General features: G+C 69.1%; 11 protein-coding genes. 4 read left to right on the forward strand and 7 right to left on the reverse strand.

The window, feature by feature from the left end; genetic code table 11:
• The first annotated feature begins 7 nt into the window (after window positions 1–7).
• Window positions 8–433: a DoxX family protein gene (locus tag ACIBKY_RS06440; RefSeq protein WP_397094888.1), complete on the forward strand. Its 426-nt coding sequence runs from the start codon at window positions 8–10 to the stop codon at window positions 431–433.
• On the opposite strand, the gene ACIBKY_RS06445 is transcribed toward ACIBKY_RS06440, so the two are convergent.
• The 5 genes from ACIBKY_RS06445 to ACIBKY_RS06465 form a co-directional block, all read right to left on the reverse strand.
• On the reverse strand, window positions 430–1,107 hold the full coding sequence (locus tag ACIBKY_RS06445; RefSeq protein ID WP_397094889.1) for a uracil-DNA glycosylase: 678 nt from the start codon (window positions 1,105–1,107) through the stop codon (window positions 430–432). The two genes, ACIBKY_RS06440 and ACIBKY_RS06445, sit on opposite strands and share 4 nt — an antisense overlap.
• 112 nt (window positions 1,108–1,219) lie before the next feature.
• A complete protein-coding gene (locus ACIBKY_RS06450; RefSeq protein WP_397094891.1) occupies window positions 1,220–2,119 on the reverse strand; it encodes a carbohydrate ABC transporter permease in 900 nt (299 codons plus the stop codon).
• The gene (locus ACIBKY_RS06455; RefSeq protein WP_397094893.1) at window positions 2,119–3,483 is read right to left on the reverse strand and encodes an ABC transporter permease subunit; all 1,365 of its coding nucleotides are present in this window, start codon (window positions 3,481–3,483) and stop codon (window positions 2,119–2,121) included. Before ACIBKY_RS06455 ends, ACIBKY_RS06450 begins: the two co-directional genes overlap by 1 nt.
• Window positions 3,484–3,495: 12 nt before the next feature.
• Window positions 3,496–4,815, reverse strand: a complete 1,320-nt coding sequence (locus tag ACIBKY_RS06460; RefSeq protein ID WP_397094894.1) for an ABC transporter substrate-binding protein — start codon at window positions 4,813–4,815, stop codon at window positions 3,496–3,498.
• A gap of 8 nt (window positions 4,816–4,823) precedes the next feature.
• Window positions 4,824–6,062, reverse strand: coding sequence for an ABC transporter substrate-binding protein (locus tag ACIBKY_RS06465; RefSeq protein ID WP_397094895.1), 1,239 nt, complete (start codon window positions 6,060–6,062; stop codon window positions 4,824–4,826).
• Window positions 6,063–6,188: 126 nt separating this feature from the next.
• Between ACIBKY_RS06465 and ACIBKY_RS06470 the strand changes: the two genes are divergently transcribed.
• From ACIBKY_RS06470 to ACIBKY_RS06480, 3 genes are read left to right on the forward strand one after another with little or no spacing between them, the layout of a single operon-like run.
• Complete coding sequence (locus tag ACIBKY_RS06470; RefSeq protein WP_184966027.1) at window positions 6,189–6,695, forward strand: PadR family transcriptional regulator; 507 nt, start codon at window positions 6,189–6,191, stop codon at window positions 6,693–6,695.
• Window positions 6,692–7,417, forward strand: coding sequence for an ABC transporter ATP-binding protein (locus ACIBKY_RS06475; protein ID WP_397094897.1), 726 nt, complete (start codon window positions 6,692–6,694; stop codon window positions 7,415–7,417). The genes ACIBKY_RS06470 and ACIBKY_RS06475 overlap by 4 nt, the downstream gene beginning before the upstream one ends.
• Before the next feature lie 50 nt (window positions 7,418–7,467).
• The gene (locus ACIBKY_RS06480; protein WP_397095466.1) at window positions 7,468–9,732 is read left to right on the forward strand and encodes an ABC transporter permease; all 2,265 of its coding nucleotides are present in this window, start codon (window positions 7,468–7,470) and stop codon (window positions 9,730–9,732) included.
• Between the two features lie 4 nt (window positions 9,733–9,736).
• On the opposite strand, the gene treS is transcribed toward ACIBKY_RS06480, so the two are convergent.
• Entirely contained in the window at window positions 9,737–11,428 is a 1,692-nt protein-coding gene (gene treS, locus ACIBKY_RS06485; RefSeq protein ID WP_397094898.1) for a maltose alpha-D-glucosyltransferase, read from the reverse strand.
• Between the two features lie 260 nt (window positions 11,429–11,688).
• Entirely contained in the window at window positions 11,689–13,332 is a 1,644-nt protein-coding gene (locus tag ACIBKY_RS06490; RefSeq protein WP_397094900.1) for an asparagine synthetase B family protein, read from the reverse strand.
• Between the last annotated feature and the right edge of the window lie 47 nt (window positions 13,333–13,379).

Consider the following 13,379-nt stretch of genomic DNA (forward strand, 5'->3'; position numbering starts at 1 on the left):
ACTTCACATGATCGACAAAATTCGGCCGTTCTCCCTGCTGATCGGACGCGTGGTGCTCGGGGCCGTGTTCCTCGTGCACGGCCTGCAGAAGTTCACCGGCGAAGGGATCCCGGGCGTGACCGGGTTCTTCGCATCGCTGGGCGTCCCGCTTCCCGGTGTGGCCGCGCCGGTGGTCGCGATTCTGGAGGTGGGCGGCGGCGTCGCCCTCATCCTGGGCGCGGCTCTGCCCATCGTCGGCACGCTGCTCGCCGTCGACATGCTCGGCGCCATCGTCCTCGTCCACTTCAAGAACGGCTTCTCCGTCGGCGAGGGCGGCTACGAGTTCGTCCTCACGCTGGCCGCGGCCAGCCTGGTGATCGCGTTCAGCGAGGGCGGCGCACTGGCCGTCGACAACGTCTGGCGGCGCAAGCGCGCCCTCGCCGTGGTGCGTTAGGGGAGCTTCCACTCCACGGGCGCCGCGCCCTGCTGGACCAGCAGCTCGTTGGCCCGGCTGAACGGCCGCGAGCCGAAGAAGCCGCTGCGCGCCGACAGCGGAGACGGGTGCGCGGACTCGATCCGCGGCACGTCACCCAGCATCGGGGCGAGGTTGCGGGCGTCGCGGCCCCACAGAATGGCCACCATCGGCTTGGCACGCGCGACCAGAGCGCGAATGGCCTGCTCGGTGACCTCCTCCCAGCCCTTGCCGCGGTGGGAGGCGGGCTTGCCCGGCATCACGGTCAGGACCCTGTTGAGCAGGAGCACACCCTGCTCGGCCCACGGCGTCAGATCGCCGTTGGCGGGCCTGGGCAGGCCGAGGTCGCTCTCCATCTCCTTGTAGATGTTGAGCAGACTGCCCGGCAGCGGGCGTACGTCCGCCGCGACCGAGAAGGACAGGCCGATGGGGTGGCCCGGCGTTGGATAGGGATCCTGGCCCACGATCAGCACCTTGACCTCGTCGAAGGGTTGACTGAAGGCGCGCAGCACGTGCGCGCCCGCGGGGAGGTACTGCCGGCCTTCGGCGATCTCCTTGCGGAGGAACTCACCCATGGTGGAGATTCGCTCGGAAACGGGCTCAAGCGCCGCGGCCCAACCGGCCTCGACGACTTCGTTCAGGGGACGACCTGCCATGGCCGTTGAGCCTATCCAGCTCTGGTACGGCTTGCGCCGCAAACGCGGGCACAAGCGGTACCAAAACGATCACACACCTGGGATCCGGGTGGCCCGGATCCCAGGGAATGCCCTACTTGACCGAACCCGCCATCATGCCCTGCACGAAGTAGCGCTGGAAGGCGAAGAAGAGGATCAGCGGGATGATCAGCGACAGGAAGGCGCCGGACGACAGGATGTCGATGTTGTTGCCGAACTGCCGCATCTGAGACTGCAGTGCCTTGGTCATCGGCTGGGAGTCGGGGTTGGCGAAGACCAGGGCGATGAGCATGTCGTTCCAGACCCAGAGGAACTGGAAGATGCCCAGGGAGGCGATCGCCGGCTTGCCCAGGGGGAAGACGATGCTGACGAAGATCTTCCACTCCGGAGCCCCGTCCATCCGCGCCGCCTCAAGCAACGACGCCGGGATGCCGACGAAGAAGTTGCGCAGCAGGAAGATCGCGAACGGCAGGCCGAAGGCCACGTGGAACAGCACCACGCTGGGGATCGACCCGAACATCCCGGTGCTGCCGTAGAACGAGGCGATCGGGATGAGCGCGACCTGGATGGGGACGATGAGCAGGCCGACGACGACGAGGAACAGCAGGTCGCGGCCGGGGAACTCCATCCACGCGAACGCGTAGGCGGCCATCGCCGCGATGCCGATGACCAGAACCGTGGTCGGCACCGTGATGGCGATGGTGTTCCAGAACGACGCGGTGAACCCGGTGGCCAGCAGGTTGGAGTAGTTGGCCAGGGTGAGTTCCGCGGGCTTGGTGAAGATCGTCCACCAGCCCTCGGCGTTGTTGACCGCGACCGAGCGCATCGACACGACCAGCAGGCCGAGCGTCGGGACCAGCCAGAACAGGCCGATCAGGATCATCACGACCTGGACGGCGCCGCCGCCCACCTTGTCCACGCCCCGGCTGAGCAGCCCGCGCTTGGGGGCGCCCGCCTCGACACTCCGCTCGACGGTGGCGGTCGCCGTGGCCATCAGCGCTCCTCCCTTCTGAACCTGCGGACATTCATGATCATGAAGGGCAGGACCAGGATCAGCAGGAAGACCGCCAGCGCGCTGCCCAGGCCCTGGTTGTTGCCGCCGCCGAACGACACGCGCCACATCTCCAGCGCGATCACGTTCGACTGTGGCTGCACTGAGGCCGGCGCGATGATGAAGACCAGGTCGAACACCTTCAAGGTATTGATGATCATCGTCACGAAGACGACCAGCAGCACCGGGGACAGGAGCGGGATGGTGATCCTGCGGAACACCTGCCACTCCGTGGCTCCGTCGATGCGTGCGGCCTCCAGGGCATCGCGCGGGATGGCCGCGAGTCCGGCCGAGATGAGGACCATCGCGAATCCGGCCCAGACCCAGACGAACGCGCCGATGATCGCGGGGGTGATGAGGGCCTCGCCGAGCCAGTTCAGGCCGCGGTAGGGGGCGGTGAAGTTGGTCTGCGGGAGCCGTACCTCATAGGAGCCGGCGGCCAGCCCGTCGAAACGGAAGGTTCCGTTGTCGGCGGTGGTGGTCGTCGCGGCGACCTGGCCGTCCTTGACCGCCTCGACGGTCATGCCGGGCAGGCCCTTCTCCTGGGGGTCGACCGCGCCGCTCGTGCCCTGGCCGCCCGGGGTGAAGTCGAACCAGACCGTTCCGGACAGCGCGCCCGGTGGCGGGCTGGCGAGCGCGGGGGCGGCGTTGGCCGGCATCGTGTTGGCCTTGATGCCGACCAGCGGGATGAGCACCGGCTGGCCCGCCTGCGCGGGCTGCTTGGTGGCGACCCCGCCGTCCTTGGCCGCGACCGGAGAGGTGTCGCCCTCGCGGGGGCGGGCGTCCGGGTAGCCCTGGCTGGAGGAGAAGGTGTCGTTCACGGTGGTGAGCACCGCGTTGGCCAGGCCCTTGTCGGGGTCCTGCTCGTAGACCAGGCGGAAGATGACGCCGGCGGCCATCAGCGAGACCGCCATCGGCATGAAGACGATCAGCTTGAACGCCGTGGACCACTTGATGCGCTCGGTCAGCACCGCGAAGAGCAGGCCGAGCACGGTGACCAGGATCGGCGCGACGATCACCCAGATCAGGTTGTTCCTGATGGTGACCAGCGTGCCGCGGTCGGTGAAGATCGTGGTGAAGTTCTCCACGCCCACGAACACACTGCCCGAGGCGTCGAAGAGGCTGCGGAAGATCGAGTAGACGATCGGGTAGACCACCCAGATTCCCAGCAGGATCGCGGCCGGCAGCAAGAAGACGACGGCGATCGTGGGGGAAGGGCCGAGGCGGAATTTCTTGGGGGTGTCAGCCCGTGAGGAGGCGGCCCCGTCCTGCGACGGGGCCTGCGGGCCGTCCAACCGTTCGGTCACGGCCTAACCTCTCTACTTCCAGGCCTTCTTGGCTTCTTCTTCGAGCTTCGCCTGAGCGCCCTTGACGTCGGCGGGGTTGCGCAGGAAGTCCTGCAAGACCTTCCACTCGCCCTTGCCGTCGGTGGCGCCGAAGGCGCTGGGGGCGAGGTCGGACATGTCGTAGCGGACGGCGTCACCGGCCGAGACGATGGTCTGGCCGAGCTGCTTGGTCAGTTCGTCCGGGTAGTTGTCGGGGGAGACGTTCTTGTTGGGCGACAGGTAGCCGGGCAGCTTGGCCCAGATCTCGCCGCCTTCCTTGGAGGCCAGGAACTCCAGCAGCGCCATCGCGCCGGGGGTGTCCTTCAGCGCCACCGCGATGTCGCCGCCGAGCACGACCGGGCTGGTCTCGCCGACCTTGGGGAAGGGGAAGGTCTTGGCGCCCTCGCCGACCTTCTCGCCGGACTGGGCGACCGGAGTGGCCACGAAGTCCGCCTCGATGATCATGGCGGCCTTCTTCTGGTCGTAGACCTTGGTGACGCAGTCGGGGAACTGCGTCTGCAGGGCGCCGGAGTTGCCGTCGAGGACGAACTCCTTCTTCGTCATGATCTGCGCCATCTTCTCCAGCGCCGTGGTGACGGACGGGTCGGTCCACGGGATCTCGTGCTTGGAGAGCTTGTCGTAGTTCTCCGGACCGGCGCTGCTGAGGTAGACGTTCTCGAACAGGTCGGTCAGGGTCCATCCGGAGGCGCCGCAGAAGGAGAAGGGGGCGGTGCCGGAGTCCGCGATGGTCTGCGCGGCCTTGAGCAGTTCGTCCCAGTTGGTGGGCGGCTGGACGCCGGCCTCCTCGAAGGTGGCCGTGCGGTACCACACCAGCGACTTGTGCGCGGCCTTCACCATCACGCCGTACACCTGGCCGCCCGCGGAGCCGAGCTCCTTCCAGTACGGGGTGTAGTTCGTGTCGATCTGGCTGATGACCTCGGGGGTGAGGGGCTTGAGCGCCTTGTCGTCGGAGTACTGCTGGACCAGGCCCGGCTGGGGCAGGATCGCGATGTCGGGCGGGCTGCCGCCCTTGATGCGCGGGCCGAGGTACGCGCCGGTGTCCTCACCGGTGGAGGCGTAGGTCACCTCGGCGCCGGTCTTGTCGGAGAAGGCCTTCAGCACCTGGCGGAAGGACTTCTCCTCGTCGCTGGTCCACTTGGCGGCGACCTCGATCTTCTGGCCCTGGAGGGGCTTCGCGCCGCCGGAGGTGGCGGCGCCGGTGCCGGCGGGCTGGCTGGGGGTGGTCGTCGGCGCGTTGCCACAGGCCGAGACCGCGACCGCGAGCCCTGCCAGGACGATGGCTGTCTTTCTCATGTCTTGCCTCACTGAGTCGACAATGACTCCGTCAGATCCGCCTTCAACGAGTCCACGACCGCGTCGCTCGGCTCGGGGAACGGCGGGCTGAGCGCCTTGGCGACCGAACTGGCGATCACCAGGCTCAGCTGGTTGTAGTTGGCGCTGACCGGCCGCGGCTTGGCGGCCAGGATGCTCTCTTTGAGCACCGGGAGATAGGGGAACTGCTCGATCAGCTCGGGGTCGTCGTAAAGCTCGGTCCACACCGGCGGGAAGGAGCCTTCGGACAGGACCCGGCGCTGGGTCTCCATGCTGGTGAAGTAGTGGATGAAGTCGCGGGCGGTCTTCGGATGCTTGGAGTAGGCGCTGACGGCCAGGTTCTGGCCGCCCAGGGCGCTGGTGCCCGGCCCGTTCTGGCCCGGCAGCCTGGTGACCGCGAACCGGTCGCCGAGCTTGGCCTTGGCGGAGCCGTAGGCGTGCGGCCAGTTGCGGGCGAAGGCCAGGTCGCCGTTCTGGAAGGCGAGCCGCGACTCCTCTTCCTTGTACGACAGCGCGTCGTCCGGGATCCAGCCCTCGCGAAGTCCCTGGGCGAGGAAGCCGAGAGCGGCCTTGGCCTTGGCGCTGTCGAGCGTCACCTCCTGGCCGTCGGTGCTGAGGATCTGCCCGCCCACGGCCTCGGAGAAGTTCACGGTCAGCCCCTCGTACGCGAGGAACTGCCCGGCATAGCCACCAATATTGTGTTTTTTCGTTACGTCAATCGCCCGCCGCCGGAGGTCCGCCCAGGTCTTGGGCGGCTTTTTCACCAGGTCAGAGCGGTAGAACAACAAACCCGCATTGCTCGTGTACGGCACTGCCCAGAGCTTGCCGTTGTACACCGCTGTGTCCACGACCGGCGGCAGGAACTTGTCGAGCGGGAAGGCCCCGCGCTCCAAGGGGATGATCCAGCCGTTGTCCGCGAACTCCGCGGTCCACACGACGTCCAGGACAAGCACGTCATACCTGTCGCTGCGTGCCTGAAGGTTGGAGACCATCTGGGCACGCTGTTCGTCCGCCGCTTCTGGCAGCTCGATCAGCGTCACCTTCTCGGCCGGGTGGGCCTGGTTCCAGCGATCCAGCAGTGGCTGCAAGTACGTCGTGCCCTCGCGCCCGACGGCGAAGGTGATCGGGCCGATCCCGCCCGTCTCCGGCTCGCCGCCGCCGTCGTCGCCGGACGCGGCGCAGCCTGCCGTCAGCAGAGCGGCGAGCAGCACCGGCATCAAACGACGCACGTTGTTACCTCCACGTTTCTAGGATTACATACGTGTTAGGTAGATGCATTCATGTTATGCACACCTGTAATCTGATGGTCAACGGTTATCTCCGTAACGCATGCGTAACGTACGGGAGGTGGGGCGGTGCGGCTGCACCTGCTGGCGCTCCTGGCCAAGGAGCCTGCCCATGGGTATGAGCTCAAACAGGCCCTGGAGCTGACCTTCGGCAGCGCTTACCCCTCTCCCAACATCGGCCAGATCTATGTGACACTCGGCCGGCTGGAGAAGGACGGGCTGGTCAGGGCGGTTGACGTCGAGCAGTCCAACCGGCCCAACAAGAAGGTCTACTACCTGACCGCGGAAGGCCGTGAGGCCCTGACGCAGTGGGTGGACGAGCCGACCGAGGGCCCGCGCGTGCGCGACGAGTTCTTCATGAAGCTCGTGCTCGCGCCGCTCACCGGGATCTCCGACCAGATGGCGCTGATCAGCCGCCAGCGCCGGCACTATCTGGCGCTGATGCGCGACCTCAACGACCTCCTGGAGCGTACGGACCCGGCCAACCGGGTCGCTACGCTGCTGATCGAGGGAGCCATGCTGCACCTGCAGGCCGACCTCGACTGGCTGCAGCGCTGCCAGGAGGACCTGATATGACCCTTTTGAAAACCGTCAACCTGGTCAAGATCTACTCGAACGGCGGGGTGCCCGTGCCCGCCGTACGCGGCGTGGACCTGCAGGTGGACGAGGGCGAGTTCGTCGTCATCATGGGCCCGTCCGGGTCGGGGAAGTCGACGCTCGTGCACATGCTGGGCGGGCTCGACACCCGCACCAGCGGCGAGATCTGGCTCGGCGGCAAGCGCGTGGACACGCTGTCGGAGTCGGCGTGGGCGGTGCTGCGGCGCCGCCAGATCGGCTTCGTCTTCCAGTTCTTCAACCTGGTCGCCAGCATGACCGTCGCCGACAACGTCGAGCTGCCCGCCCTGCTGGCAGGGGCCACGCCCGGCGAGGCACGCGAACGCAGGGAGGTGCTGCTCGGCGCGCTCAACCTCGCCGAGCGCGCCGACGCCGCGCCCGGTCAGCTGTCCGGCGGCGAGCAGCAGCGGGTCGCGCTGGCCAGGGCCCTGGCCAACCAGCCCACGGTGCTGCTGGCCGACGAGCCCACGGGCAACCTCGACAGCCGCAACACACGCGACGTGCTGCGCCTGCTCGGACAGGTGCACAAGGACGGCCAGACCATCGTCATGGTCACCCACGACGCCCGCGTCGCCAGCCTCGCCGACCGCGTGGTGTCCCTGCTCGACGGCGAGATCGTCGACGACGGCCGGATCGCCCGCCGCCGCAAGGGCAACGCCGGAGAGGTCATCGAGCTCAGGTGACCGAACGCAGGTGACCGAACTCAGGTGACGATGAGAGAGCTCAGGTGACGATGAGACACGCGGGCAGCCGATGGGTCAGGGCGGACCTGCGGGCCAGGCGCGGGCAGGCCGTGCTGACCGTCCTGGCCGTCGCCGGGATCGTCGCCGCGCTGATCACCGCCGCGACGCTGCTGGAGGAGGGCACCAACCCCTGGCGCAGCCTGTTCTCCCAGACCGACGGCGCCCACGTGTGGATCCACACCCAGGAGGTTCCCCAGGCGGTCAGGCTGCGTGAGATCGACGGGGTCACGCAGGTGGCCGGGCCGTACCGCTCGGCGCCCGTGAGCGTCGTGCAGGACGGCAAGAAGGAGCCCGCCGCGCTGCGCGCGCTGCCCGCCGCGGCGCCCGAGGTGGCGCACCCGGTCGTCGCCGAGGGCCGCTGGCTCGACCAGGGACAGCTCGACGGCGTCGTCGTCGAGCGCTCGTTCGCCCGCGAGCTGGGGCTGCGGCTCGGCGCGCCGGTCACCGTGACCGCGCTCAGCGGCGCCCGCCACACGCTCTACGTCCGCGGCATCGCCGACACCGCCGAGCAGGGCTTCTACCCCGAGTGGACACCCGGCCTGGCCTGGGTGCTGCCCGACCTGCTCGACCGCATCGAGCCCGCGCTCGGCCGCAGCGAGTACGTGACCGGCCTGCGCCTGACCGACCCCGAGGCCACCCAGGTCGTCTCCCAGCGGGTCGTGGTCATGCTGGAGGACAAGCTCCAGCGTGTCTACACCTGGCGGCAGGTCAGGGCCGCCATGGAGCTCGACAACCGGCTCCTGGGCACGCTGCTGGCGTTGTTCGGCGTGGTGGGGCTGGTCGCCGCCGCGCTGGCGCTGGCCAACGCCGCCGGCGGGCGGGTGCTCGGCCAGTTGCGCGACCTGGCCACGCTGAAGTCCATGGGGTTCACCCGTGCGCAGGTCGCCGGCCTCCTCGTGGTCGAACACGGGGCGCTCGGCCTGGTCGGCGTCGCGCTCGGCACCGTCGCCGGCGTGGCGGTGATCGCCGTCGTGCTCGGCCCCTCGGCGATCGCCCCGGCGCCCGTGCTGCTCATCGTCGCGGGCACCGCCCTGGTCGTGCTGGCCGCCGTCGGCCTGCCCGCCTGGCGCGGCGGCCGCACCCCGCCGATCCCCGCCGCCCCTTCCGCGCCGCCCCGGGGCCACCTGTCACGCCTGGCGCGCCTGGCCCTCCTGGTACGGCTCCCGCCCGCCCTCGTCCTGGGCACCCGCGACGCGTTCACCCGCCGCGTGCCCGCGTTCATGACCGTGTTCGGCCTGGCCGTACCCATGATGATGATCACCATCGGCCTGGGCGTGTGGTCCACCCTCGACAACTTCCAGCGCAACCCCGCCCAGGTCGGCCAGCACGCCGCCCTCCACGTCCGCCCCGGCAAGCTGGAGTCGGCCTCGGCGGAGCGCCTGGCCAAGGCCGACCGCGGCGTGGCCACCGTCTACCAGGGCGCCGACGTCAACGCCCTGGCCCCGGGCCAGGCCAGGTCGGTGCGGGTGCGGGCGATCGGCAACTCGGCGCAGCCGTACCCCTTCCCGGTGGTGGAGGGCCGCATGTACGCCCAGCCCGGCGAGGCCGTGGCCGGGCAGGGCCTGCTCGACCTGCTGCGGGCGAAGATCGGTGACCGGGTGCGGCTGACGGTCGGCGACTCGCCGCTCATCGTGCGCATCGTCGGCAGGACCGTGGAGCCCGACCTGGACGGCGAGGTGCTCTCGGTCGGCCTGGACAGCCTCGCGGCCAAGGACACGGTGCCGCCGGAGTTCTACGCGCTGGTGCTCAAGGACGGCGCGGACGCGGGGGAGGTGCGCACGCGGCTGCTGGCCGTCTCCGGAGAGGGGCTGGACGTGCAGCGCGTGGTGAACCCGGCCGAGCGGCTGACCGTCATCCGGGTGCTGGTCGTGGCGCTCATCTTCGTGCTGTCGCTGATCGGACTGGCGAACCTGCTGACCGCCAGCGCGCTCGGGCTGCGCGACCACGCGCTCGACCTGGCGGTGCTGAAGGCGATGGGCCTGACCCCGCGCCAGCTCATGGCCACACTGGTGACCGGGACCGGGCTGCTGGTGATCCTGGGCGTGCTCGCGGGCACCGCCGTGGGCGCCTCGGTGGTGACGGGCCTGATCGACCTGCAAGGTCACACCAGCGGTGTGGGCGCGGGCATCGGCCGCCCGCCCTCGGCCACCACGCTCGTGCTCGCGGTGCTGGTGGCGGTGGGCGCGGCGCTGGCGGTGGCACTGATCCCCGCCAGGCGGGCGGCGCGGGCCCAGGTGCCCGTCACCGCCCGCTGAGCGATCACATGTGTTTCAGCGCGAACCAGTAGAAGCCGTGGCCCGGGAGTGTCAGCAGGTACGGCAGCTCGCCGATCTGCGGGAACGGCACGCCGCCGCGCGCCTCCACCGGGGTCATGCCCTTGAAGCGGCGCAGGTCGAGCTCGACCGGCTGCGGGAACTTCGACAGGTTGTTCACGCACAGCATGAGGTCGTCGCCCTCTTCGCGGACGAACGTCAGCACGCTGGAGTTCGACGACCACATCTCGGTGTACGCGCCGGTGCCGAAGACCGGGTGGTTACGCCGGATCTGCAGCATGCGGCGGGTGAAGTGCAGCAGTGAGCCCTCGTGCTTCTGCTGCGCCTCGACGTTGACCGCCTGGTAGCCGTAGATCGGATCCATCACCGCGGGCAGGTAGAGCCGCCCGGGGTCGGCGCTGGAGAAGCCGGCGTTGCGGTCGGGGCTCCACTGCATCGGGGTGCGGACCGAGTCGCGGTCCTCCAGCCAGATGTTGTCGCCCATGCCGATCTCGTCGCCGTAGTACATGACGGGTGAGCCGGGCAGCGACAGCAGCAGGGCGTGGAAGAGCTCGATCATGTCGCGGTCGTTGTCGAGCAGCGGCGCCAGGCGCCGCCGGATGCCGAGGTAGGCGCGCATGCGCGGGTCCTTGGCGTACTCGTTGTGCATGTAGTCGCGCTCTTCCTCGGTCACCGTCTCGAGCGTGAGCTCGTCGTGGTTGCGGAGGAAGATGCCCCACTGGGCACTGTCGGGCAGCTTGGGGGTCCGCGACATGATCTCGGAGATCGGCTCGCGGGCCTCCTTCTTGACCGCCATGTAGATGCGCGGCATCAGCGGGAAGTGGAAGGCCATGTGGCATTCGTCACCCCCGGTGGTGGGGTCGCCGAAGTACTCCACCACGTCCTCCGGCCAGCCGTTGGCCTCGGCCAGCAGGACCCGGTCGGGGTAGAGGCGGTCCACCTCGGCGCGCACCTTCTTGAGGTAGGCGTGCGTCTCCGGCAGGCCGGAGCACCCCGTGCCCTCGCGCTCGAACAGGTACGGCACCGCGTCCAGGCGGAAGCCGTCTATGCCCAGGTCCAGCCAGAAGCGCAGGACCTCCAGCATCGCCTCCTGCACGGCCGGGTTGTCGTAGTTCAGGTCCGGCTGGTGGTGGAAGAACCGGTGCCAGTAGTACTGCTTGCGCACCGGGTCGTAGGTCCAGTTGGACTCCTCGGCGCCGATGAAGATGATCGGCGCGTCGGGGTAGCCGGTGGGTTCGTCGGACCAGACGTAGAAGTCGCCGAAGGGCCCCTCGGGATCGTGCCGGGAGGCCTGGAACCACGGATGCCGGTCACTGGTGTGGTTCATCACCAGGTCGGTGATGATGCGGAGCCCACGGGCGTGCGCCGACTCGATGAGCTGGACGAAGTCCCCGAGGTCCCCGAAGTCCGGAAGGATCTTCATGTAGTCGGAGATGTCATATCCGCCATCGCGCAGCGGCGACTCGTACAAGGGCAGCAGCCAAAGGCAGTCGACACCGAGCCACTGCACGTAGTCGAGCTTCTCGACCAGGCCGCGCAGGTCTCCGGTGCCGTCGCCGTTGGAGTCCTTGAAACCCCGGACGAGGACCTCATAGAAAACAGCCCGCTTGTACCAGTGCGGGTCCTCCGAGACGAACGTCTCGGACACCTGCTCAGGTGTTGGGGATGCGTTGATCATGTGTCGCTCACAGAAGGAGATGTGGGCAGGACGAAGTCACCGGATACCCCGGCGTTTTGTGGTGACCGCGCCGCCTGGAGTCGTCATCCCTGCGAACCCCATGCCCTGAGCGAGCCCGGATTTGTGACCCGGTGCCCGCTTGTTCGCGGCGCTTACGGGCCGAACACTACCAGCCCGTCGGCCTTCCGGAACCCGCTTGTGCTGTGCCGCATGTAATACCCACGAGATCGCGGCGTAATCGCGACGTTACTTAGCGTTCGCTAGAACGGCGCTTCCAGTTCACCCAGGTCATGCCCGTAATCGCGCAGCCAGGCGCCGAACAGCACCAGACCGCGCACCCAGAACCGGTCGTTCCAGCCGTTGAAACGCGTCAGCGCGTCGGGCCCGCCGCCGATCACCTCGTGCAGGTCCTCCGACAGCAGGCCCGGCACCCGCTCGGCCACCGTGGCCAGCATCCGGTGCGAGTACTCGCGGGCCGGCGCCGCCGTCGAGCGCAGCGGCACCCGCTGAAGCGGCTGCTTGACCACGTTCGTGGACGGCAGCGCCGCCACGCGCGGACCGGCGGCGTGGAGCAGCTCGCGGTAGAAGCGCCCCTTGTCCTTGCGGGCCACGCCCACCGACAGCGCCGCGTCGAAGAACTCCGGATGGATGAACGGCGCCGCGAACGAGGCCTCGGGCCCCACCAGGTTCACCGCCGAACGGGCGATGCCCCGCACCGTACGCGTGTGCAGCACCGACAACGGAAGCTCCGCCCGATGCCCGTGGAGCATCGAGGTGGACTCGGCGAACTGCTCGCCCACGGTCCGCGCCATCCAGGCCGCCGCCGCCTCCGACAGGAACGGCCGCGACGGCGCGCCCAGCGACAGCGAGCTCAGCACCGCCGCCGAGCGCTCGGCCTGGGAGGTGGCCTCCAGCGCCGCCCCGCTGACCATGAAGTTCTTCAGCAGCGGCCCGCCGGCCAGGCCGTCCACCAGGATGCGGCCCGCGCCGTGCACCTCCTTGGCGAACGGCGCGTACCAGGCGTGGTGCGGCGTCAGATACTCGAGCCTGCGTGCCACCTCCAGCGCGTCGGCCGGATAGGCGCCGGGATCCTGGGTGACCACGCGGTGCGGGATGCCCAGCTCGCGGGTGATCGCCTGGGCGAAGGAGATGTCGGTGTCGGTGCCGTCGTCCGGGCTGGTCGTCCAGGACTCCACGTCGAAGCCGCGCGCCACGGCCACACTGGCCAGCAGCCGCGAGTCGTAGCCGCCGCTGACCGGGACCAGCAGCCGCCTGCCCTCGTAGTCCTTGTAGACCTCGTGAAGGATCTCCAGGATCTCCTCCGCACCGGTCCAGGCCTCGTACGGCTCGCGCCGCAGCCAGCGCGGCAGCCGCCGCTCGGTGGCCAGCCGCTCTCCCGTGAACACCAGCGCGCTGGAGCCGGGCAGCCGCCTGATCTGCCGGTACGGCGTCGCCTCCCCGAGCGGGAAGGTCACCTGGAGGATCGAGGCCCACGCGTCCCAGTCGATCTCGACCGGGACCAGCGAGAGCAGGGGGGCGATCAGGGAGGAGAAGTAGACGGCGTCGCCGAGCCGTACGTAATAGACGTCGACGAGCCCGAGCGCGCCCGCGTGCAGCGTGACCCGCTCGCCCGCGCCGATGAGACCGGGCGTCTCGTAGGTCTCGGCCACCGACATCCACGTGCCCAGGGCCGGCGGCTTGCGCTCGCCCCAGGAGAAGGCGAACTCGCCCTCGGCACGGTGGTAGGGCGGCAGGGGGGCGGTGCTGAACAGCGCCGCGTGGGCGGTCTGGAGCGCGGGGCGGCAGCGTGGGCCGGCGGCGGCCAGCTTCGCCGCGACGGCGGGGTCGATCCGGCCGAGGGCTCCGCAGACGTAGGGCCGCACATTGAACTGCACCGGATCCATCCCTTCCTGCCGCTTACCGGTTGAAGGGTATCCTTTGGCCTCGTGAG

Origin of the sequence: Nonomuraea sp. NPDC050394 (genome assembly GCF_044459065.1) — a bacterium.
In the GTDB taxonomy this organism is placed as follows: domain Bacteria; phylum Actinomycetota; class Actinomycetes; order Streptosporangiales; family Streptosporangiaceae; genus Nonomuraea.